The organism is Streptomyces sp. DH12 (genome assembly GCF_020873895.1).
GTDB lineage: Bacteria > Actinomycetota > Actinomycetes > Streptomycetales > Streptomycetaceae > Streptomyces.
Genome location: NZ_JAHWGT010000014.1, coordinates 166,548 through 187,362, shown reverse-complemented (window position 1 = coordinate 187,362; position 20,815 = coordinate 166,548). Strand labels below are relative to the sequence as shown.

Annotated in this window: 20 protein-coding genes; 6 read left to right on the top strand and 14 right to left on the bottom strand. The window is 76.1% G+C overall.

Annotated elements, in window-relative coordinates; all coding sequences use genetic code 11:
• The 4 genes from LPA54_RS15555 to LPA54_RS15540 form a co-directional block, all read right to left on the bottom strand.
• On the bottom strand, window positions 1–651 hold a 651-nt coding region (locus tag LPA54_RS15555), incomplete at its 3' end, for a TerD family protein (RefSeq protein ID WP_228977978.1).
• A gap of 104 nt (window positions 652–755) precedes the next feature.
• Window positions 756–1,334 carry a TerD family protein gene (locus LPA54_RS15550; RefSeq protein WP_228977975.1) on the bottom strand — a complete coding sequence of 193 codons (579 nt, stop codon included), beginning with the start codon at window positions 1,332–1,334 and terminating at the stop codon, window positions 756–758.
• Window positions 1,335–1,503: 169 nt separating this feature from the next.
• Window positions 1,504–3,660, bottom strand: a complete 2,157-nt coding sequence (gene uvrB, locus LPA54_RS15545; RefSeq protein WP_228977972.1) for an excinuclease ABC subunit UvrB — start codon at window positions 3,658–3,660, stop codon at window positions 1,504–1,506.
• Window positions 3,661–3,768: 108 nt separating this feature from the next.
• A complete protein-coding gene (locus LPA54_RS15540; protein ID WP_228977969.1) occupies window positions 3,769–4,716 on the bottom strand; it encodes an MHYT domain-containing protein in 948 nt (315 codons plus the stop codon).
• A gap of 200 nt (window positions 4,717–4,916) precedes the next feature.
• On the opposite strand from LPA54_RS15540, the gene LPA54_RS15535 reads away from it, so the two are divergent.
• Window positions 4,917–5,471, top strand: coding sequence for a methylated-DNA--[protein]-cysteine S-methyltransferase (locus tag LPA54_RS15535; RefSeq protein WP_228977967.1), 555 nt, complete (start codon window positions 4,917–4,919; stop codon window positions 5,469–5,471).
• A gap of 70 nt (window positions 5,472–5,541) precedes the next feature.
• On the opposite strand, the gene LPA54_RS15530 is transcribed toward LPA54_RS15535, so the two are convergent.
• Window positions 5,542–6,330 (bottom strand): class I SAM-dependent methyltransferase, encoded by a 789-nt coding sequence (locus tag LPA54_RS15530; RefSeq protein WP_228977964.1) that lies wholly within the window; start codon window positions 6,328–6,330, stop codon window positions 5,542–5,544.
• A gap of 73 nt (window positions 6,331–6,403) precedes the next feature.
• On the opposite strand from LPA54_RS15530, the gene LPA54_RS15525 reads away from it, so the two are divergent.
• The gene (locus LPA54_RS15525) at window positions 6,404–7,327 is read left to right on the top strand and encodes a pseudouridine-5'-phosphate glycosidase (RefSeq protein ID WP_228977962.1); all 924 of its coding nucleotides are present in this window, start codon (window positions 6,404–6,406) and stop codon (window positions 7,325–7,327) included.
• An 89-nt stretch (window positions 7,328–7,416) separates the two neighbouring features.
• Window positions 7,417–8,328, top strand: coding sequence for a carbohydrate kinase family protein (locus LPA54_RS15520; RefSeq protein ID WP_228978010.1), 912 nt, complete (start codon window positions 7,417–7,419; stop codon window positions 8,326–8,328).
• 106 nt (window positions 8,329–8,434) lie between these two features.
• On the opposite strand, the gene LPA54_RS15515 is transcribed toward LPA54_RS15520, so the two are convergent.
• Together LPA54_RS15515 and LPA54_RS15510 are read right to left on the bottom strand one after the other, a co-directional pair.
• On the bottom strand, window positions 8,435–9,067 hold the full coding sequence (locus LPA54_RS15515; protein ID WP_228977958.1) for a uridine kinase: 633 nt from the start codon (window positions 9,065–9,067) through the stop codon (window positions 8,435–8,437).
• A gap of 174 nt (window positions 9,068–9,241) precedes the next feature.
• A complete protein-coding gene (locus LPA54_RS15510; RefSeq protein WP_228977955.1) occupies window positions 9,242–9,910 on the bottom strand; it encodes a winged helix-turn-helix transcriptional regulator in 669 nt (222 codons plus the stop codon).
• Between the two features lie 84 nt (window positions 9,911–9,994).
• Here LPA54_RS15510 and LPA54_RS15505 point away from each other — a divergent pair, with 84 nt between their 5' ends.
• Window positions 9,995–11,206 (top strand): pyridoxal phosphate-dependent aminotransferase, encoded by a 1,212-nt coding sequence (locus LPA54_RS15505; protein WP_228977953.1) that lies wholly within the window; start codon window positions 9,995–9,997, stop codon window positions 11,204–11,206.
• A gap of 118 nt (window positions 11,207–11,324) precedes the next feature.
• Window positions 11,325–11,984 carry a DUF2293 domain-containing protein gene (locus LPA54_RS15500; protein WP_228977950.1) on the top strand — a complete coding sequence of 220 codons (660 nt, stop codon included), beginning with the start codon at window positions 11,325–11,327 and terminating at the stop codon, window positions 11,982–11,984.
• A 55-nt stretch (window positions 11,985–12,039) separates the two neighbouring features.
• Here LPA54_RS15500 and LPA54_RS42650 read toward each other — a convergent pair whose 3' ends face one another.
• The 4 genes from LPA54_RS42650 to LPA54_RS15480 form a co-directional block, all read right to left on the bottom strand.
• Complete coding sequence (locus tag LPA54_RS42650; RefSeq protein WP_306806501.1) at window positions 12,040–12,822, bottom strand: chaplin; 783 nt, start codon at window positions 12,820–12,822, stop codon at window positions 12,040–12,042.
• A 302-nt stretch (window positions 12,823–13,124) separates the two neighbouring features.
• Complete coding sequence (locus LPA54_RS15490) at window positions 13,125–13,562, bottom strand: hypothetical protein (protein WP_228977945.1); 438 nt, start codon at window positions 13,560–13,562, stop codon at window positions 13,125–13,127.
• A 46-nt stretch (window positions 13,563–13,608) separates the two neighbouring features.
• Window positions 13,609–14,892, bottom strand: a complete 1,284-nt coding sequence (locus LPA54_RS15485; protein WP_228977944.1) for an SWIM zinc finger family protein — start codon at window positions 14,890–14,892, stop codon at window positions 13,609–13,611.
• Window positions 14,889–17,888, bottom strand: coding sequence for a DEAD/DEAH box helicase (locus LPA54_RS15480; RefSeq protein ID WP_228977942.1), 3,000 nt, complete (start codon window positions 17,886–17,888; stop codon window positions 14,889–14,891). The genes LPA54_RS15485 and LPA54_RS15480 overlap by 4 nt, the downstream gene beginning before the upstream one ends.
• A 156-nt stretch (window positions 17,889–18,044) precedes the next feature.
• On the opposite strand from LPA54_RS15480, the gene LPA54_RS15475 reads away from it, so the two are divergent.
• Window positions 18,045–18,323: a DUF6343 family protein gene (locus tag LPA54_RS15475; RefSeq protein WP_228977940.1), complete on the top strand. Its 279-nt coding sequence runs from the start codon at window positions 18,045–18,047 to the stop codon at window positions 18,321–18,323.
• A 102-nt stretch (window positions 18,324–18,425) separates the two neighbouring features.
• Here LPA54_RS15475 and LPA54_RS15470 read toward each other — a convergent pair whose 3' ends face one another.
• The 3 genes from LPA54_RS15470 to LPA54_RS15460 form a co-directional block, all read right to left on the bottom strand.
• Window positions 18,426–18,794 carry a tetratricopeptide repeat protein gene (locus LPA54_RS15470; RefSeq protein WP_228977938.1) on the bottom strand — a complete coding sequence of 123 codons (369 nt, stop codon included), beginning with the start codon at window positions 18,792–18,794 and terminating at the stop codon, window positions 18,426–18,428.
• 50 nt (window positions 18,795–18,844) lie between these two features.
• Window positions 18,845–19,456: a dephospho-CoA kinase gene (coaE, locus tag LPA54_RS15465; protein WP_228977937.1), complete on the bottom strand. Its 612-nt coding sequence runs from the start codon at window positions 19,454–19,456 to the stop codon at window positions 18,845–18,847.
• A 213-nt stretch (window positions 19,457–19,669) separates the two neighbouring features.
• Window positions 19,670–20,611, bottom strand: coding sequence for a PAC2 family protein (locus LPA54_RS15460; RefSeq protein WP_228977935.1), 942 nt, complete (start codon window positions 20,609–20,611; stop codon window positions 19,670–19,672).
• Between the last annotated feature and the right edge of the window lie 204 nt (window positions 20,612–20,815).

Below are 20,815 nucleotides of genomic sequence, written 5' to 3'. Positions count from 1 at the left end.
GGGCGGTACGGGGGCGCTCGCGAGGGCCGGCGGGGCCGTGCCGCCGCGGACCCGGTCCCCTCCCGGGGCGCGCGGAGGGGGCGCGGCGACCGTACGGCCCCGGCCGCTCGCCACGGCGCCGTGGACGGCCGCGGCCACGTCGGCGGCGCCCTCCAGGCCCTGGTCGCGCAGGAGCGCCGCCAGGCCGCCCGCGTAGCCCTGCCCGACGGCGCGCACCTTCCAGGCGCCCTGGCGGCGGTAGAGCTCCACGGCGATGACGGCCGACTCCGGGTCCAGGCCGGTGAGGGTGAACGTGACGACCTCGGCACCGTCGAGGCCGGTGACCGCGACGAACGGCGCCGCCACGAGCCCGAAGCGGTCGGGTCCGCCCGTGCCGACGGGCAGGGCGAGCAGGACGGCGACGCGGTGCGCGCCGGCGGGCAGGGCGTCCAGGTCGACGGCGAGCCGGTGCTCCGCGGCCGCCTGCCGGGACACCTCGACGCCCGGCAGGGACGGCGCCCCGGGGTGGGCGAGCCGCTCGGGCCCGGCGACGGTCCCGTCGGCGTCGACCAGGACCGCCGCGGCGACCAGCGGCACGCCGGACGACACCCGCACCTCCAGTCGGGTCTCGGGCAGCGGATGGTTCTGCCCCCGGGCCAGCTCGGCCGTCATGCCTGTCGTCCCCTCGGTGGTCGCGGATGCGTGGCAGCTCCCGGCGGGCTGGTGCCTGGCGGGAGCTGCGGGTGGTGGCGGGCCCGGTCGCGGACCCGGGCGGACTACAGGCTCGGCAGGATCGCCGGCATCAGGTCCTGGAACGTCCGGCCGTTGGCCGGGGCCCCGATCGCGGTCATGCTCCAGGCGCCGCCCGAGCGGTGCACCTTCGCCATGATCTGCGCGGTGTACTGGCCGCCGCCGTCCAGGGTGTAGCGGGCGAGCTCCTGGCCGTTCGTCTCGTCGACCAGGCGGCAGAAGGCGTTCTGCACCTCCTGGAACGTCTGGCCGGTGAAGGAGTTGACCGTGAAGACGATCTGGTCGATGTGGACCGGGACCCGCTGGAGGTCGACGAGGATCGCCTCGTCGTCGCCGCCCTGGCCCGCGCCGCCGACGAGGTTGTCCCCGGTGTGGCGGACGGAGCCGTCGTCGCTCACCAGGTGGCGGAAGAAGACGACGTCGACCGGCTGCTTGTCGGCGAAGAGGACCGCCGACGCGTCGAGGTCGATCTCGCGGGTGCGCGAGCCGAACAGGCCGCGGCGCGGCGCCGCCTGCCATCCGAGCCCCATCCGCACCGCGGTCAGGACCCCCCCGTCGCTCTTCTGCAGGCTGATGGCCTGGCCCTTGGTCAAGTTGACCGACACGCGCTGTCCCCTCTCTGTAGCGTTCCCCGCGGCCGCCCTCGATGTGGGGTGCGGTTTCCCAGCACCCTATGCGGGGCCGCGACACCGCAGAGGGCCGCTCCCCCCTTTTGTGTCGGTGTTGCAACACAGCGGGCGCGGCCCGGCCGCCGCGCCCCCGCGGGGCGTCCCGTCAGGCGATCCCCGCCTCCTTCATCTGCCGCAGCTCCTTCTTCAACTCGCCCACCTCGTCACGCAGCCGTGCCGCGACCTCGAACTGGAGGTCTGCCGCCGCGGCCCGCATCCGGTCGGTCATCTCCTCGATGATCCCGGCCAGTTCGGCGGCGGGGCGGTCGCTGGTGAGGGCGCCCTTCGGGGCCGCCGCCCGGCCCCTGCCGGCCTTGCCGCCGTCCTTGGCGGCGCGGGCCGCGTTCCCCAGCGAGGGCACGGGGGCCTTCGCGCCCTTGCCGTCCTTGCCCTGGCGGTAGCCGGTGCCGAGGAGCTGCTCGGTGTCGACCTCCTCGCGCGCGATGGTCGCGACGATGTCGTTGATCTTCTTGCGCAGCGGCTGCGGGTCGATGCCGTGGGCGGTGTTGTACGCGATCTGCTTCTCGCGGCGGCGGTTGGTCTCGTCGATGGCCTGCGCCATCGCCGGTGTGATCGTGTCGGCGTACATGTGGACCTGGCCCGAGACGTTGCGCGCCGCGCGTCCGATGGTCTGGATGAGGGAGGTCCCGGAGCGCAGGAATCCCTGCTTGTCGGCGTCGAGGATGGCCACCAGGGACACCTCCGGCAGGTCGAGGCCCTCGCGGAGGAGGTTGATGCCCACCAGGACGTCGTACTCGCCGGCGCGCAGCTCGCGCAGCAGCTCGATGCGGCGCAGGGTGTCGACGTCGCTGTGGAGGTAGCGCACCTGGATGCCGAGCTCCAGGAAGTAGTCAGTGAGGTCCTCGGCCATCTTCTTGGTGAGCGTGGTGACCAGCACGCGCTCGTCCCGCTCGGTGCGCAGCCGGATCTCGTGGACCAGGTCGTCGATCTGGCCCTCGGTGGACTTGACGACGACCTCCGGGTCGACCAGTCCGGTGGGGCGGATGATCTGCTCGACGAAGCCGTCGGAGCGGGAGAGCTCGTACGCCCCGGGCGTCGCCGACAGGTAGACCGTCTGCCCGATGCGCTCCTGGAACTCCTCCCACTTGAGCGGGCGGTTGTCGAGGGCCGACGGCAGCCGGAAGCCGTGGTCGACGAGGGTGCGCTTGCGGGAGGCGTCGCCCTCGTACATGGCGCCGATCTGGGGCACGGTGACGTGCGACTCGTCGATGACCAGCAGGAAGTCCTCGGGGAAGTAGTCGAGGAGGGTGTTGGGCGCCGAGCCGGGTTCCCGCTGGTCGAAGTGCATCGAGTAGTTCTCGATGCCGGAGCAGGAGCCGATCTGCCGCATCATCTCGATGTCGTACGTGGTGCGCATGCGCAGCCGCTGGGCCTCCAGCAGCTTGCCCTGCTTCTCCAGCTCGGCGAGGCGCTGCTCCAGCTCGCGCTCGATGCCGTCGACGGCGCGCTCCATGCGCTCCGGTCCGGCCACGTAGTGGCTGGCGGGGAAGACGTAGAGGTGCTCGTCGTCGCTGATGACCTCGCCGGTGAGCGGGTGGAGCGTGGAGAGCGCCTCGATCTCGTCGCCGAACATCTCGATGCGCACGGCGAGCTCCTCGTAGACCGGGAAGATCTCGATCGTGTCGCCGCGCACCCGGAAGGTGCCGCGGGTGAAGGCGAGGTCGTTGCGCGTGTACTGGATGTCGACGAAGCGGCGAAGCAGCTGGTCGCGGTCGATCTCGTCGCCGACCCGGAGGGGCACCATCCGGTCGACGTACTCCTGCGGCGTGCCGAGGCCGTAGATGCAGGAGACGGAGGCGACCACGATCACGTCCCGGCGGGTGAGCAGGGAGTTCGTCGCGGAGTGGCGCAGGCGCTCCACCTCCTCGTTGATCGAGGAGTCCTTCTCGATGTACGTGTCCGACTGCGGGACGTACGCCTCGGGCTGGTAGTAGTCGTAGTACGAGACGAAGTACTCGACGGCGTTGTTCGGCAGCAGCTCGCGGAACTCGTTGGCCAGCTGGGCGGCGAGGGTCTTGTTCGGCGCCATGACGAGCGTGGGCCGCTGGAGCCGCTCGATCATCCAGGCCGTGGTCGCCGACTTGCCGGTGCCGGTCGCGCCGAGCAGGACGACGTCCTTCTCACCGGCGCGGACGCGCCGCTCGAGGTCGGCGATGGCCGTGGGCTGGTCACCGCTGGGCTGGTACGGGCTGACGACCTCGAAGGGCGCCACCGTGCGTTCGATCTGGGATACGGGCCGCATGTCACCACCGTACGACCCGGCACTGACAGCCGGGCGGTATCGCGCCGCCGCCCGCCCGGTGGTGGGGGTGCGGGGGTGCGGGCGGGGTCGGGGTCGGGGCCGGGCGGGTCAGTGGGGGTCGCCGTCGCGGGAGCGGTGGCGGGGCGCCGGGATGCCGGGGAGGTGCGCGCGCGGGTCGGCGGGCGCGCGGCGGTCCGATCCGCCGCCGACGAGCGCGGGGTCGAAGAGCACGACGACGGCCGCGAGCAGCAGGAAGACGGCCGGTCCGGCGAGCATCGGCGCGAGGAGGGAGCCGGCCGGGCCGCCCGCGGTGACGGCCGCGTCGAGCGCCCCGACGGCGTCCGCCGCTCCCGTTCCCACCGCGCCGACGGCGTCCGCCGCCCCGGTGGCGGCGCCCGTGGCGGCCCCCGCGGCCTCGTCGTGGCCGGCGGCCACGGCGGTGCCGCCGGGGTGCAGGTGGACGCTGACGGCGGCCATGCCGGTGTAGTGCATGCCGGTCACCGCGAGGCCCATGACGAGGCTGGCGCCGACGCCTGCCGCGAAGCCTTGGACGTGGAGCGCGGCCCACAGGGCGCAGGTGGCGGCGACCACGGCGATCAGGACGGAGAGGGCCACGGTGGCGGTGTCGTACTCCAGCCGGCCCGGCAGGCGCATGCCGGCCATGCCGAGGTAGTGCATGGTGGCGATGCCCAGGCCGGTGATGGTGCCGCCGGTGCCGAGGGCCATGGCGGTGCGGCCGCGCCGCTGCGCGACGATGACGATCCCGACGCCGACCATGAGGACGGCGACGACGAGGCTGGCGAAGGTGACGGGGCCGTCGTAGTCGACGGGCACGTTCTCGATGCGGAAGCCCGTCATCGCGATGAAGTGCATGGTCCAGATGCCCGTGCCGATCGCCGTCGCGCCGAGGGCCAGCCAGCCGCGGCGCGGGGAGCCGGGGGTGCCCAGCCCCCTGGCGGTGCAGCGCAGGCCCAGGGCACCGCCGAGACAGGCCATGAGGTAGGCCACGACGGGGGTGACGAGGCCGTGACTGAATCCGTCGACTGTGCCCTGCATACCCGTGTGCCCCTCACCCCTCGCGTTCCGCTCGGACCTGAGCGTGGAGGGTAGTCGACCCGGGTGACTCCCGCACAGGCGGACGGGCGGGACGCGGGCCGGGGTACGGGCGCGGGCCGGGGTACGGGCGCGGGCCGGGGTACGGGCGCGGGCCGGTTCGCGGCGGCCGGGCTGTCGGCGGCGGCGTATAGCGTGGCGGCATGGACAGTCGCGTGCGGGACGGGCGCCGGACCGTGGAGTGGGCGGTCGTGGGCAGCGGCATAGGCCCGCTGCTCCTGGCGGCCACGGCCGAGGGCCTGGTCACGGTGGCCTTCCACGCCGGCGCGGAGGTGCGGCGGACCCTGCCGGCCCGGCTGGCGGAGCGGCTCGGCGCGGAGCCGGTGGAGACGGCGGCGGGACGGCTGGCCGAGCCGGTGCGGGAGCTGGAGGCGTACTTCGCGGGCCGCCTGCGGGAGTTCGGACTGCCGTTGGACTGGTCGCTGACCGGCGGGTTCCACCGCCAGGTCCTGCGCGAGCTGGCGTCGGGGGTGCCGTACGGGACGCTCGTCGGCTACGGGGAGTTGGCCGCCCGCGTGGGGCAGCCCGGGGGCGCCCAGGCCGTGGGCGCGGCCATGGGGGCCAATCCGCTGCCGGTCGTCGTGCCCTGCCACCGGGTGGTGGAGGCGGGCGGCGGACTCGGCGGCTTCGGCGGCGGCCTGGAGACCAAGCGGCGGCTGCTGGTACTGGAGGGGGTGCTTCCGGAGCCGCTGTTCTGACGGCCGTCCGCACCGGCCGTGCCGGGAGCGGCGGGCGGTGGCGCGGTCGGCGGGCGGACGGTGGCGCGGTTCAGCGGCGGGCGGTCATCATCGGCTGGAAGAAGCCGGTGTGCTCCGGGTCGTGCCAGCCGATCCCGTGCAACCCCGCCTCCGCGGCCAGTTCGGCGAGCCTGCCCCGGGTGAGCGCCCAGTAGGTGGCCCGGCTCACCTCGGTCGTCCAGCGGTCCGCGGCCGCCGGGTCCTCGCCGGTGTCCGGGCGCAGTCGGAACAGCTCCAGGTCGTACCGCTCCCCGTCGACGTGCCAGTGCCACAGCTGGAAGCTGACCGTCCGCCCGCCCTGGCCCGTCGTCACGGAGGGCGGGGTGGCGAGGGGGCGCTCACGGCGCAGCTCGTCGTAGGGGCGGGTCGTGACGAGGAGCAGGCCGCCCGGGCGCAGGACGCGGCGCATCTCCGCCAGCGCCGCCCGCACGTCGTCACCGGTCAGCAGGTGCGGCAGGGAGTTGTCGGCGCACAGGACCACGTCGAAGGCCCCGTCGCGCAGCGGCAGGGCCCGCATGTCGGCGGCCGCCGCGGTGAGCGCGAGCCCCCGCGCGGCGGCCTCCCGGGCGGCGCGGGCGGCGGCGACGGGGCTGAGGTCGCTGCCGGTGACCCGGTGGCCGCGGGCGGCGAGCCCCAGCGCCTGGGTCCCGATGCCGCAGGCGCAGTCCAGTACGTCGTACGCGCCCGGCCCGAGCACGCGCGCGATCCGGTCGTCCAGGGCCGTCCCCTGCCGGGCGACACTCGCGTCCCAGTCCGCGTACAGCTCGTCGTAGTGCTCCGCCAGGTCGTCGTAGAAGTAGCGGGCCGTCGGTGTGCGCATGGGGGCAGCGTACGAGGCGGGGCGCGGACCGGCGCGAGGTTTGGGGCCGTCCGCGGCGCGCCAGGGATGGGGCATGGCGAAGACCGCAGTGGTGGTGTCGGAAGAGGTGGGGGAGGCGCTCGCCGCCGGCCGTCCGGTGGTGGCCCTGGAGTCGACGATCATCGCGCACGGGCTGCCGCGCCCGCGCAACCTGGACGTCGCCGTGGAGTTGGAGGGCCTCGTCCGGGCCGAGGGCGCGGTACCGGCGACGGTCGCCGTACTGGATGGCGTGCCGCGCGTCGGTCTGGACGCGGCGGAGTCGGAGCGGGTGGCGGCGGACCCGTCCGTGCGCAAGCTCGGCCACCGCGATCTGGCGCCGGCGGTGGCGCTCGGGGCCAACGGGGCGACGACGGTGTCGGCGACGGCGTTCCTGGCCGAGCGGGCGGGGGTCCGGGTGTTCGCGACGGGCGGGCTGGGCGGGGTGCACCGGGAGTGGGCCGAGACCCAGGACGAGTCGGCGGACCTGCGGCTGCTCGCCGGGACCCGGGTGACGGTGGTGTGCGCGGGCGTGAAGTCGATCCTCGACGTGCCCGCCACGCTGCAGCGGCTGGAGACGCTGGGGGTGGGCGTGGTCGGGTACGGGACGGATCGTTTCCCCGGCTTCTACCTGTCCTCGTCGGGTGAGCCGCTCGACTGGACGGCGCACACGCCGGAGGAGGTGGCGGCGGTGATGCGCGCGCAGGACGCGCTGGGCGGGCCCGGGACGGCTCTGGTCGTCGCCAACCCGGTCGCGCCGGCCGAGCAGTTGGACCCGGCGCTGCACGACCGGGTGCTCGCGGCGGGGCTGGCGGAGTGCCGGGAGCGGGGCGTCACGGGCCAGGCGGTGACCCCGTTCCTCCTGGACTACCTGGTCCGGCACACGGACGGGGCGTCGCTGGAGGCGAACCTGGCGGCGGTGCGCGGCAACGTCCGGCTGGCGGCGCGCGTCGCGGCGGCCTGGTCCGCGGGAACACGGTGACCGCCGGCGCGAGGGACGGGGGCGCGGGGGCCGACGGGGACACGAGGGAGCGGGACACGGGAGCGGACGGAGGGGCCGCGGCGGGCGCCCTGCTCGTCGTGGGCGACGTGGTCACCGACGTGGTGGCCCGGTACGACGAACCGCTCGCCGCGGGCACCGACACGGCGGCGCGGATCCGGATCCTGCCGGGCGGCGCGGGCTCGAACGTCGCCTGCTGGGCGGCGCGCACGGGCCGGGTCGACGTGCGCGTCCTGGCGCGGGTGGGGGCGGACCAGGCGTCCTGGCACGAGGCCGCGCTGCGCCGTGCGGGGGTCCGGCCGCTGCTGGTGCGGGACGAGGAGGCGCCGACGGGGACGGTGGTGGCGCTGGTCGACGGGCGGGTGGGGGCGGAGCGCACGTTCCTGACCGACAGCGGCGCGGTGGTGCGGCTCTCGCCCGCCGACTGGTCCCCTCGGCTGCTCGACGGGGTGGCGCACCTGCACCTGTCCGGCTATCTGTTCTTCGCGGAGACGAGCCGCCGCACCGCGCGGCTGGCCATGGCGGCGGCCCGGGAGCGCGGTGTCGCGGTGAGCGTGGACCCGGCGTCGACGGGGTTCGTGGCGGGGTGGGGCGTCGACCGCTTCCTGGCGGCCGTCGCGGGCGTGGACGTCCTCTTCCCGAACGCCGACGAGGCGGTACTGCTGGCCGGCCTGCCCGACCCGGAGGCCGCGGCCGCCGCCCTCAGCCGCCGGTACGGCCTGGTCGCGGTCACCTCCGGGGCCGCCGGCGCGCTGGTCGCCCGGGCGGGCGCCTCGGTGGCGCGGGTGCCGGCGCCCCGCGTACGCCCCGTGGACACGACGGGCGCGGGCGACGCCTTCACCGGCGGGTTCCTCGCGGCCCGCCTGACGGGCGCCTCCGTGGCGGAGGCGGCGGAGGCGGGGTGCCGCGCGGGTGCGGAGGCGGTGACGACGGTGGGCGGCCGCCCCGGTCCGCCGGGGCGCGTACCGGTACCGGGGCCCTGAACGGCCCGCGGCCACGACGGCGGCCCGGGCTCCGGAACGGCCCCCGGCCACGACGGCGGCGCGGAGGCCCGGAGCGGCCCGGCGGGGAGGACCGCGCGCCTCGTGGTCAGGGCAGCCCGGTCCACGCCGGATGGCGCGGGTCGTCGGCGCGCACCACGACGTCGGCGGTGTCGGCGGGCCCGACCTCCGTCTCGTACCGCTCGTACGCGGGCAGCGTCCACGCCTCCCCGGTCCGGCGGGCGAGCGCCGCCCGGGACAGCCTGAGGTGCACCGTCAGGTCGAACGGGAACCAGTGCCCCAGCAGGAAGGGGCCGTGCAGGAGCAGGACGCCGCCGGGGGCCAGCTCCCGGTACGCGCTGCGCGTGGCGCGGTCGATGACGGGGTCCCAGAGGTCGGGCAGGACGCGGCCGCCGCCCCCGGGCTCCAGCGGGGCGAACACCTCGCGCCACAGCGCGGCGGTGTCGAACCACCCGTCGTAGTAGGCGTCGGGGTCCTCCTTGCCGTACTCGTACCGCAGCGACGCCGGGCGCAGGAATCCGGACGTGGCGACGGCGAGCACGTCCCGCCCGAGGAGCCGCAGTTCCTCGGCGACCGTCTCGGCCAGTGCGCCGGGCCGGGCGGCGGTGGCTCCGTCGACGGCGACCTTCAGCCAGGGGCCGCCGTCGGCCGGGCGCAGGCCGTCCAGGTGCGCGGCGAGCGCGTCGGTGAGCCGTTCCCAGGTGATCGGTTCGAGTCGCACTCCCCCATCCTGCCAAGGCGACGGACGCGCGGGGCCGGCCGCGGCGCCGGACGCGGGCGGGGACCGGCACCAGCCCCGGCCACCCGCCTCAACGGCCCGAGCCGCCGCCTGAGCCGCCACCCGAACCGCCACCCGAACCGCCGCCCGGCCCGCCCGCCCGCGTCGTGCGGGCCGTCAGCCGCGGGCGGTCTCGCCGCGGAGCGCGGCGGCCAGCGGGCTCTCCCCGGCGACCTCGATCCGGCCGGCCTTCACGCCCTCGGCGAGGGTCAGTTCGCCGCCGCCCACCGCGGCGCAGGTGGCGGCGTCCATGCGCAACCGGGCGTCGGGGGCGTCGGCGGGGCCGTCCCCGTAGGCGACGCCCCCGTCGGCGCCGAGGCGGACGTGGAACACCCCCTCGTCGAGGCGTACGTCCGCGGTGCCCGGCTCGCCCGCCGCCTCCAGCGCGCCGAGGAGCGGCACGGCGAACCAGTGGGCGCGGACGGCGTCCGTCGGGCGGGGCGCGTCGAGGGCGGGGGCGCCCCAGCGCGCGAGGGCGCGCAGGACGGGCAGCAGGGCGCGGCCGCGGTCGGTGAGCTCGTAGACGTACGCCGGCGAGGGGGGCGGGAGCCGGCGGCGGGTGGCGAGGCCGTCGCGCTCCATGTCGCGCAGGCGTGAGGCCAGCATGTCGGTGCTGACGCCGGGCAGGTCGGCGTGCAGGTCGGTGTAGCGGCGGGGGCCGGCGAGCAGTTCGCGGACGATCAGCAGGGTCCAGCGGTCGCCGACCGCGTCGAGGGCGCGGGCGGCGGCGCAGTACTGGTCGTAGCTGCGGCGGCGGTCGGCGGAACGCGTGGTCGGGCGTGGCATGCGACGCAGTCTAGACGTCTTGTTGGACTTTCCAAGCTCTCACTTGGTAAAACCAAGCAACACCGTTTCCGGGGAGGTCGCCTTATGGAGTTCCGGCAGTCGAGCAAGTTGAGCGAGGTCTGCTACGAGATCCGGGGCCCGGTGATCGAACACGCGAACGCGCTGGAGGAGGCGGGCCACACCGTCCTGCGCCTGAACACCGGCAACCCGGCCCTCTTCGGGTTCGAGGCGCCGGAGGAGATCCTCCAGGACATGATCCGGATGCTGCCCCGCGCCCACGGCTACACCGACTCGCGCGGCATCCTGTCCGCCCGCCGCGCGGTGGTCCAGCGCTACCAGTCCATGGGCCTCACCGGGATCGACGTGGACGACGTCTACCTCGGCAACGGCGTCTCCGAGCTGGTCTCCATGGCCGTCCAGGCGCTGGTGGAGGACGGTGACGAGGTGCTCGTCCCGGCGCCCGACTTCCCGCTCTGGACAGCGGCGACCACGCTGGCCGGGGGGCGGGCGGTGCACTACGTGTGCGACGAGTCGGCCGACTGGTACCCGGACCTGGACGACATGGCCGCGAAGATCACCGACCGCACCCGGGCCGTCGTGATCATCAACCCGAACAACCCCACCGGCGCCGTCTACCCGCGCGAGGTGGTCGAGGGCATCCTCGACCTGGCCCGCCGGCACCAGCTGATGGTCTTCGCCGACGAGATCTACGACCGCATCGTGTACGACGACGCGGTCCACCACCCGGCCGGCTCGCTCGCCCCCGACCTGGTCGTCCTCACCTTCGGCGGCCTGTCCAAGACGTACCGCGTGGCCGGCTTCCGCTCCGGCTGGCTGGTCGTCAGCGGGCCGAAGCAGCACGCGCGGGACTACCTGGAGGGGCTGACCATGCTCGCCTCCATGCGGCTGTGCCCCAACGCCCCGGCGCAGTACGCCATCCAGGCCGCGCTCGGCGGCCGGCAGTCCATCGACGAACTGACCGCGCCCGGCGGCAGGCTGCACGAACAGCGGCTGCTGGCCTGGGAGAAGCTGAACGAGATCCCGGGGGTCTCCTGCGTCAAGCCCCGCGGCGCCCTCTACGCGTTCCCGCGCATCGACCCGAAGGTGCACCCGATCCACGACGACGAGAAGTTCGTCCTGGACCTGCTGCTGCGGGAGAAGATCCAGGTGGTGCAGGGCACCGGCTTCAACTGGCCGCGCCCCGACCACTTCCGGATCCTGACGCTGCCGCACGCCGACGACCTGGACGCGGCGATCAGCCGGATCGGGCGCTTCCTCGGCGGCTACCGGCAGTAGCCGCCCGCCGGGCACCCGACGCGGGGGAACGCCCGCCCGGCGCCGTCGTTTCGGGGCGGCCGCCCGGCGGGCACAACCCCACCGACGTGGGAGCGTTCGGCGGGGGTGGTGAGGTGCCGTGCCGCGTGAACCGGTCGTGGTCGTCGAACCGCGGCGACCCCGCGCGCACTGCGCGGAGTGCCGCAGGGGTCCGCTGCGGCGGATGGTGCTGAGGTGTGCGGTGCCCCTCTGCCTGGACTGCGTGGACCTGGGGCACCTGGTCTACCTGCCGCGCGGTGACTCCGCGCTCACCCGAAGGGCCCGGGAGGCCGGCGAGGTGTGGGCGGTGGTCGTCCGGCACGACCGGCGCCGTACGCGCTACGAGCGCCAGGGCATCCTCGTGGAGGAGGCGGCCCTGGCCCGGGCGGAGGCCGCCTGCCTGGTCGACGCCGAGGCGAGGGCCCGCCGCCGGGCCAGGGACGCGGTGCGCCGGGCGTCGTGGGACGCCCGCTTCACCGCCGCGTTCGGCGCGGAGGTCCGGCGCCTGTTCCCCGGGTGCCCGGCCGACCGGGCCGCGGAGATCGCCGCGCACGCCTCGGCCCGCGGCAGCGGCCGCGTCGGCCGTACGGCGGCGGGACGGGCCCTGGACGAGGGCGCCGTCACGGCGGCGGTGCGGGCCTCGGTGCGGCACTGCGACACGGAGTACGACGCGCTGCTCGCGGCGGGGGTCCCGCGCCGCCAGGCCCGCGCGCGGGTGGCACCGGCCGTCGAGGCGGTACTGGCGTCCTGGCGGCGGTGAACCGGCGTGCGGCCCGCGACCCTTCCCGCGCCGGCGGGACGGGTGGGACGGGTGGTCAGGCGCGCTCGGCCGTGGGGCGGAAGCGGCGGTAGAGCAGCGCCCCGGCGAGGAGCATGCCGGCGGCGGGCACGGCCAGGCCGGCGAGGTCGCCGGCGCCGGTGAGGGCGAGCGACGGGCCGTCGGCGGCCGGGGCGGGGGCCGGCGCGGGCGCGGCCGGGGCGGGCTCGGGCTCCTGCTCCGGCGCCGGCGGTACGACCGGCTTGTCGCCCTTCGGCGGCGCCGTGGGCTCCTCGGGCTTCGGGGGCGTGACGACCTGCGGCGGCTTGGCGCCGTTGTTGCTGGAGTGGTTGCCGAACGCCGGGTTGAGCAGGCCGACGACGCTCACCGAGTTGCCCGAGACGTTGACCGGCAGGTCGAAGGGGAGCTGGACGCCGTTGCCGGTGATGACGCCGGGTGAACCCACCATCGCGGCGTCGGCGTCGGCGCCGCCGCCGTTCCCCCCGCCATGGGTGCCCGGGGCGCCGCCGTGGCCGCCGTGGGCGGAGCCGGGCCGGTCCTTGTGCGCGCCGTGCGACGAGTCCTTGGAGCCCTTGGCGCCCTTGTTGGCGCAGGTGTTCCCCGCCGCGGGGTTGAGGAGGCCGACCACGTTCACGGTGTTGCCGCAGACGTTGACCGGGACGTCCACCGGCAACTGGACCGCGTTGCCGGAGATCACCCCCGGGGATTCGGCCGCGACGCCGGACGCGTCGGCGTCGGCGTGCGCCGCACCGACGGCCAGCGCGAGCGCGCCGCCCGTGGCCATCAGAGTGACCAGACCATTTCGGCGAGTGTGCCGCATGGCTTCCTGCCTTCCGGAGACGTTCACGGGCACTCGCCCGCATCCCGGTTAACGCGTCGGCACCTGCGCCGGTTATGTGGCGTGCCGCTTTCACCCCATCGAGCGACGAATAATCGATCTTTCACATGGCCTCCACGTTCGCCGCTCTTGCGGGTGACGCCCGATGGCCCGGACGGGTGGGTCCGGGTGCGGCCGGACCGGTCGGGTCCGGTCCCGCCCGGTCCCACCCGGTCGCGTCCGATCCCGTCGGATCGCATCGGATCGGATGGGGCCGGGCCGGGCCGGGGCGGTCCCGGAGCCGGTCACCCGGGCTGCGTGCCTCCGTGGTCGACCCTGCCGACGCTGCCCGCCTGGATGACCGTGCTGTGGTACGTGCCCCCGCTGATGTGGTTGTGCGTCTCGACGACCTGCCGGGCGGCGGGCCCTCCGTCGCCCAACTCCGCGAGGAGCGCCCGCAGCTCCTGCGCCGCCCGCGGGTCGTTGCGCAGGGCGCGGCGCATACGGCCGCGCCACTCGGTGAGCGCCTCGGCGCGCGCGTCCGGGCTGCCGGATGCCTCGGCGTCGACGAGGTCGGCGCGCGCCTCCTCCAGTTCGCCGTCGATCGCGACCGCGTCGCGGCCGGAGCCGCGGGCGAGGAACGCGGCCACCCGGACCCTGGTCTGCTCCCACGCCTCGCCGACCATCTGCTGGACGAGGGCGCTCGCCCCCGCCGCGGCCAGCGCCGTCAACTCCGCTTCCACCACTGCCCCCTGCGGTCGATCGCCGGTAGTCGACGCAGCCTACCGGTCACGTGCCGAGGAGTTGGGCGAGAGCGCCCACCGGGTCGGCGTCGGGGGTGCCGCGCGGCCACCAGTCCTCCCGGCCGGTGTCGGACTCGTAGCCGTACCAGAGGCCGTCGCGGCCGTAGCGGAGCTGGAGGCCGGAGGTGGACAGGCGGTTGCGCCAGGGGCGGAAGTGCGGGAAGTCCGCGGCGGTCAGGGCGGGGCGCGCCCGGTCGAAGGGGCCGGCGGGCGGGTCCCACGGCTCCTCCAGCACGGCCAGCCCGGCGGGGCCGCCCTGCCGCCACGCGGCGACGGCCCGTGCCAGCTCGGCGGGGCCGCGGTCCAGGGCGGCTGCGAGGTCGCGGTACAGGGCGCGGGTGGAGGCGGTGAGCCCGGACCCGGGGTGGGCGGCGGCCAGCCGGACGGCGTCCTGCCAGGGTGTGAGGTCGGCGACGGGGTCACGGCCGGTCGTCAGGTGCGCGTGGGCGCGGGCGGCCGCCTCGGTGGCGAGGAGCTCCAGGGCGAGCGGGTCGGGCGCGCCGGGGGCCTCCGGGTAGGCGGGCGGTCGGCCGGGGCGGTCCGGGGGCGGCAGCGGCGGGGGCAGCGCCGCGGGCACCGCGCCGACGGCGTCGCGCGCGGGGACGGCCGGTACGGGCGGCGGGGGCGCGGCGGCGGTCTCGGCGGCCGAGCGGGCGGCGCTGCGGTGGCCGAGCGCGGCGAGGATCTCCTGCTCGCCTCGGCCGCGCATGAGGAAGAGGGTGAAGGGGTCCTCGTCGAGGAGCCGGGCCGCCTGGTAGCAGAGGGCGGCGGCGTGCTTGCAGGGGTAGCCGTCGTCGGGGCAGGAGCAGTCGGGGATCAGGTCGCCGGCGTGCGGCAGGAGGTCGGTGCGGTCGGCGAGGGCGTGCGGGACGTCCTTGTCGAGGAGCGCGGCCATGTGGTCGGGGCGGGCCGCGGCGGCGTCCAGGAACGTCTGCCAGTCGTCGTCCCCGAGGACGCGCAGGCGGATCTGCGTGCGGTAGGGGCGGGCGCGGCTGCCGTGGACGTAGGCGGTGACGCGGCCGGGGGTGACCGTGATCGCGTCGACGAGACCGCGGCCGGCGTAGGCGCGGCCGCGGGCCAGCCGGGCGGGGTCGAGGGCGGTCGCCTCCAGCGCGGCCACCCAGGCGTTGCCCCACCAGGTGGCGGCGAACGCGCCGTCCCCGCCGCCGACGGACGGGAGCCGCGGGAAGGTGCGGCGCCGGTCGTCGTGGCGGGGCTGCGGGCCGCGGGCTCCGGCGCGGGCGCGGCGCGGGTCCGGGCGGGGGGTCACGACGGCCTCCTCAGGGACACCAGGTCGGCCAGTTCCCGGTCGGTCAGCTCGGTGAGGGCGGCCTCTCCGGAGCCGAGGACGGCGTCGGCGAGGGCGCGCTTGCCGGCGAGCAGCTCCGCGATGCGGTCCTCGACGGTGCCCTCGGCGATCAGCCGGTGGACCTGGACGGGCTGGGTCTGGCCGATGCGGTAGGCGCGGTCGGTGGCCTGCTCCTCGACGGCCGGGTTCCACCAGCGGTCGTAGTGGACGACGTGTCCGGCGCGGGTGAGGTTGAGGCCGGTGCCCGCGGCCTTCAGGGAGAGCACGAAGACCGGGACGTCACCGGACTGGAACCGGTCGACCATCCGCTCGCGCTCGGCGACCGGCGTACCGCCGTGCAGCAACTGGGAGGGGACGCCGCGGGCGGCCAGGTGGGCCGTCAGGAGGCGGGCCATGGCGACGTACTGGGTGAAGACGAGGACCGCGCCGTCCTCCGTCAGCACGGTGTCCAGGAGCTCGTCGAGGAGGGCGAGCTTCCCTGAGCGGCCGGCGAGGCGCGTCGGCTCCTCCTTCAGGTACTGCGCCGGGTGGTTGCAGATCTGCTTCAGGGAGGTGAGCAGCTTCATGATCAGGCCGCGCCGGGCCATGCCCTCGGCGCCGGCGACGACGTCCATGGTCTCCCGGACGACCGCCTCGTAGAGGGAGGCCTGCTCGCGGGTGAGGGGGACGGGGTGGTCCGACTCGGTCTTGGGCGGCAGCTCCGGCACGATCCCCGGGTCGGACTTGCGGCGGCGCAGCAGGAAGGGCCGTACGAGCCGGGCGAGCCGCTCGACCGCCTCGTCGTACCCGAGCTCCTCGTTGTTCTCCACGGCGCGGGCGTGGCGGGCGCGGAACGCCTTGAGGGGGCCGAGGAGCCCGGGGGTCGTCCAGTCGAGCAGGGCCCACAGCTCGGAGAGGTTGTTCTCGACGGGGGTGCCGGTGAGGGCGACCCGGGCGGGCGCGGGGATGGTGCGCAGTGCCTTCGCCGTGGCGGAGAAGGGGTTCTTCACGTGCTGCGCCTCGTCGGCGACGACCATGCCCCACGGCTGGGCGGCGAGCCGGCCGGCGCTGGTGCGCATCGTGCCGTACGTGGTGAGGACGAAGCCGCCCTCGGCGCCCTCCAGGGTCCGGCCGGCGCCGTGGTAGCGGCGCACGGGGACGCCGGGGGCGAAGCGGTGGATCTCGCGCTGCCAGTTGCCGAGCAGGGAGGCGGGGCAGACGACGAGGGTCGGCTCGCGGCGGGCACGGCGCAGGTGCAGCGCGATCAACGTGATCGTCTTGCCGAGGCCCATGTCGTCGGCGAGGCAGCCGCCGAGGCCCAGCGAGGTCATCAGGTCCAGCCAGGCGAGGCCGCGCAACTGGTAGTCGCGCAGCGTCGCGTCGAGCCCGTCCGGCGGGGGGCCGGCGGCGGGGCCGGCGACGAGGCGGTCGCGCAGGTCCGCCAGGGCGCCGACGGGCACGGCCGGGACCGTCTCGCCGTCGACCTCGGCGGTGCCGGTGAGCGCGGCGGCGAGGGCGTCCACCGGCTCCAGCAGGCCGAGCTGCCGCTTGCGGGCCTTGCGCACGAGCGCGGGGTCGACGACGACCCAGCGGTCGCGGAGGCGTACGACGGGCCGGTGCGCCTCGGCGAGGGCGTCCATCTCGCGCTCGGTCAGGGGGTCGCCGTCGAGGGCGAGCTGCCAGTCGAAGCGGAGCAGTTCGCCGCTGTCGAAGAAGGCCGTGCCGTCCGTGGCGGAGCCGGGCGCGGGGCGGACCACGGCCGTGGCGGTGAGGGAGCGGGCCAGTTCGCGCGGCCAGTGGACGGTCACGCCGGCGGCGTCGAGGCGGGCGGCGGCGGGGCCGAGCAGCTCGTACAGCTCCTCCTCGGACAGGGCGAGGACGTCGGGCACCGGACGCTCCAGGAGGCGGGCGAGGGGCGGCCACACCCTGGCGGCGCGGCGCAGCGCCAGGACGGCGTCGACGCGGGCGCGCGGGCCGAGGTGCTCGTCCCCGCCGGGGGCCCACAGGGGCGCCGCGTCGACCACGAGGGCCGGGTCGGCGAGGCTGTGCACCTGCACGACGGCCGCGGCGGCCCGCCGCTCGGTGCCCGCGCCACGGCCGGAGCCGCCACCGTGGCCGTCGCCATCGCCGTCCGCGTCGCCGTGACCGTCTGCGTGGCCGTGGCTGTCCCTGTCGCCGTCGTCACCGGTGCGGTCGAAGAGGTCGTACGAGGAGAGGTCCAGGCGCAGCGAGACGCGGACGCCCGCGTCCATGCCGGCGGCGGCCTCCGCGGCCCAGGCGCGCGCCCCCGGCAGCCGCTGCGGCTCCCGGGCGGCGAACGGCGCACCCGCGGCGTACGCGGCGGCCGGCGTACGCGGGAGGGTGTCGGCGACGGCGTCGAGGAAGGCCCGGACGAGCGTCTCCGGCTCGGGCAGCCGGAGCGGGCGGCCCGGCAGGGGGACGGCGTACCCCTCGTGGGGCAGGGCGGCGGCGACGGCCCGCAGGTGGGCGATGTCCTCGGCGTCCAACGGCCCGGCCCGCCAGGCGTCCAGGTCGTCGGGGGTGAGCCCGGGCAGCAGGCGGCCGCGGGCGACGAGGTGCAGGCCGTGGAGGGCGGCGGCGCCCCAGCAGGCCGTCGCGGGGTGGGCGTGCGGGTCGTGGCGGGCGGCGGCGAGCAGGGGCAGGGCGTCCCCGACGGGCAGCAGCAGGGCCGGCACGTCGTGGCTGCGGGCACCGCCGCCCCGGGGCCGGACGACCGTGAGCGTGCCGGTCCGCGCGGCCGGCGCGGGGACCGGGCCGTCGGGCGGAGCCTGTGGCGCTCGCGCGCCGGCCTGCGGGGTCGGTTCCGTGGCCGGGGGGCCGGGGGCCTCCCGGGGGAGGGGGCCGCCGTCGGGGGACCAGAAGGCGACGCGTCCCTCCCGGGGCAGGGCCGCGGGGAGGAACACGGCGGCGAGGGCGCTCACCGCGTGCGCGCCCTGCCGGCCGGTCGTGTCCCGCATGCTCCCTCACCTCCCCCACCGGGTCCCCGTGGTCGTGGTCGTCTCCCCTGCCCACCGACCTTACGGCGGGGGTCTGACAACGGCGGCCGGCAGCGTGGCCGGCGGTGGGGTCGGGCGCGGCCGGGCGGGTACCCGCGTGACCGGAGGGTGATGACGATGCGCAGTGGAAACGAACCCGTCACCGCGCGCAGCCCGCTGCGGCTTCGCCTGGTGCTCGGGGTGTGGGGCCTGCTCTGGGCGGTGGGCGGCACGGTGGCGTTCGCGCTGCTGGGGCGGACCGGATGGGCGGTGGCCTGCGGGGTCCTGGCGCTCGTGGTCGCGACCGACCTGGTCCTGGTGGTGCGGCACCTGCGGCAGGGCGCGCGGTACCAGCCGGGCCGGGACGTGCCCCCGTACGAGCCGTACCGGCCGGAGCACCGTCCGCCGGGGACCTGAGCGGACTCCCGGACGCGGCGGGCGGCCGAGCGCGCGGGGCGACGGCGGGCTGGGCCGTGGACGCGGTGGGCCGTGGGCGGGGCCGCCGCGGCCGGGCATGCGTCAGTCGGCGGCGTCGAAGCGGGCGGCCTCGACGTACTCCGGCTTGGGGTCGAGGGCGGCGGCGAGCCGGAAGTGGCGCCGGGCGTGCTGCGGGCGGCCGGCGCGCTGGAGGGTGCGGGCGAGCCCGAAGTGGGCGAAGGCGTTGTCCGGCTCGCGCTCCAGCACCAGTTCGAACTCCAGCTCGGCGGGGCGCAGCTGGGCGGCGGCGAAGAAGGCGCGGGCCCGCAGCAGGCGCGCGGCGGTGTTCTCGGGGTGGGCCGCGATCACCGAGTCGAGCAGCTTGACCGCGCCGCGCGGGTCGCGCGCGGCGAGCAGCTGCTCGGCCGCCCGGTAGTCGATGACGTGGGTCTCGGGATTGCTGTCGGGCACGGTGAGATCCTTCCCCTCGCTCCGACCGTTCAACATCCCCGGCGGGGGGCCTATTCCTGGGCCGGGGCCGCGGCGCGTGCGGTCAGCTCCTCCCACAGCCTCCGCACCCGCGGTTCGAGGGCCTCGAAGGGGCCGTCGTTGTCGATGACGTGGTCGGCGACGGCGCGCCGCTGCTCGCGGGTGGCCTGGGCGGCCATCCGGGCGCGGGCCTCGTCCGGGGACATGCCCCGCAGCCGTACGAGCCGGTCGAGCTGGGTGGCGGGGGACGCGTCGACGACCACGACCACGTCGTAGAGGGGGGCGAGGCCGTTCTCCGTCAGGAGGGGCACGTCGTGGACGACCACGGCGTCGGGTGCGGCGGCCGCCTGGAGTTCGGCCGAACGGGCGCCGACGAGCGGGTGCACGATGCCGTTCAGCACGGCCAGGCGCTCGGCGTCGCCGAAGACGAGGGAGCCGAGCCGGGGGCGGTCCAGCGTGCCCTCGGGTGTGAGGATCCCGGGCCCGAACGCCTCCACGACGGCGGCGAGGCCGGGCGTGCCGGGCTCCACGACCTCGCGGGCGATCCGGTCGGCGTCGATGAGGACGGCGCCGTACGAGACGAGGAGGCGGGAGACCTCGCTTTTGCCGGCGCCGATTCCTCCGGTGAGACCTACGGTCAGCATGGGCGGAAGCTTAGGCGGCGCGCTCGGGCCGGCGCCCGCCGCCCCCACCGCGTCCGCGCTCGTACCGGTCCGGCACCGCGCCCGCGCTCGTACCGTCCCCGCCGCGCCCGCCCTCGTGCCCGCCGGGTGCGAGCCCGGCGTCGCCGCGCCCCCGGGGCCCGCCCGGACGCGCCGCTCCCCCGTGGCGCGGGGCGCGGCGGCCGGCCGGCGGGGTCACGGGTTGTCGCCCTCGCGCTCCGCCAGGAACCGTTCGAACTCGCGGCCGATCTCGTCGGCGGACGGGAGGTCCACCGGCTCCGCGACGAGGCTGCCGCGGGTCTCCACGCCGGCGATCGCGTCGTACTGGTGCTCCAGCCCCTTGACCAGGGCGACCAGTTCCTCGTCGCCCTCGCCGATCTGCCGCTCGATCTCCGTCTGGGTGCGCTGCGCCGCGGTGCGCAGGCCGTGCGCGACGGCCGGCAGCACCAGGCCCGTCGCTGCGGTGACCGCCTCGACGGCCGTGAGCGCGGCGTCCGGGTAGGCCGAGCGGGCCAGGTAGTGCGGGACGTGCGCGGCGATGCCGAGGACGTCGTGCCCCGCCTCGGACAGGCGGTACTCGATGAGCGCGGCGGCGCTGCCGGGCACCTGCGCCTCGTCGAACGGGCTGCGGTGGCCCGGGACGAGGTCGGCGCGGTTGCCGTGCGGGGTGAGGCCGACGGGCCGGGTGTGCGGCACGCCCATCGGGATGCCGTGGAAGTTGACGGAGAGGCGTACGCCGAGCCGCTCCACGACCTGGCGGACCGCGACGGCGAAGCGCTCCCACTCGACGTCGGGCTCCGGCCCGGACAGGAGCAGGAAGGGCGCTCCCGTGGCGTCCTGGACGATGCGGACCTCGATGGCCGGCGTCTCGTACGCGGTCCAGCGGTCGCGGCGGAAGGTCAGCAGCGGGCGGCGCGCCCGGTAGTCGACCAGCCGGTCGTGGTCGAAGCGGGCCACCACCTGGTGGGGCAGGGTCTCCAGCAGGCTCTCGACGATCTGCTCGCCGGTCTCGCCCGCGTCGATGTATCCGTCGAAGTGATAGAGCATGATCAGGCCGGCCGATTCCTGGGCGAGCGCCATGTCGGCGATCGCCAGGCCCTTCGGCTCCCATGCGTACAAATCCTGCGGATCAAGCACGATTACCGCTCCTCCTCGTGTCCTACCGGAGAACGTCGCACGGGCCACTGACATTCCCCGCGCCGCCCATGTCCCGGGCACGATCCGGCCTTTGGTCCAGACCTTGACATGCCCATAACCCGTCCATACCGTCTCGGGACACCGCGCGCGTGTTCAGCGCCCCGCCCGCCGTACACGCACGGGAACTCGACGGGAAGGCCCCCA

Excerpts from the sequence above, each read along its gene's own strand:
- uvrB (WP_228977972.1), bottom strand. The coding sequence starts at position 3,660 with ATGCGGCCCGTATCCCAGATCGAACGCACGGTGGCGCCCTTCGAGGTC.
- LPA54_RS15540 (WP_228977969.1), bottom strand. The coding sequence starts at position 4,716 with ATGCAGGGCACAGTCGACGGATTCAGTCACGGCCTCGTCACCCCCGTC.
- LPA54_RS15535 (WP_228977967.1), top strand. The coding sequence starts at position 4,917 with ATGGACAGTCGCGTGCGGGACGGGCGCCGGACCGTGGAGTGGGCGGTC.
- LPA54_RS15530 (WP_228977964.1), bottom strand. The coding sequence starts at position 6,330 with ATGCGCACACCGACGGCCCGCTACTTCTACGACGACCTGGCGGAGCAC.
- LPA54_RS15525 (WP_228977962.1), top strand. The coding sequence starts at position 6,404 with ATGGCGAAGACCGCAGTGGTGGTGTCGGAAGAGGTGGGGGAGGCGCTC.
- LPA54_RS15510 (WP_228977955.1), bottom strand. The coding sequence starts at position 9,910 with ATGCCACGCCCGACCACGCGTTCCGCCGACCGCCGCCGCAGCTACGAC.
- LPA54_RS15505 (WP_228977953.1), top strand. The coding sequence starts at position 9,995 with ATGGAGTTCCGGCAGTCGAGCAAGTTGAGCGAGGTCTGCTACGAGATC.
- LPA54_RS42650 (WP_306806501.1), bottom strand. The coding sequence starts at position 12,822 with ATGCGGCACACTCGCCGAAATGGTCTGGTCACTCTGATGGCCACGGGC.
- LPA54_RS15480 (WP_228977942.1), bottom strand. The coding sequence starts at position 17,888 with ATGCGGGACACGACCGGCCGGCAGGGCGCGCACGCGGTGAGCGCCCTC.
- LPA54_RS15475 (WP_228977940.1), top strand. The coding sequence starts at position 18,045 with ATGCGCAGTGGAAACGAACCCGTCACCGCGCGCAGCCCGCTGCGGCTT.
- coaE (WP_228977937.1), bottom strand. The coding sequence starts at position 19,456 with ATGCTGACCGTAGGTCTCACCGGAGGAATCGGCGCCGGCAAAAGCGAG.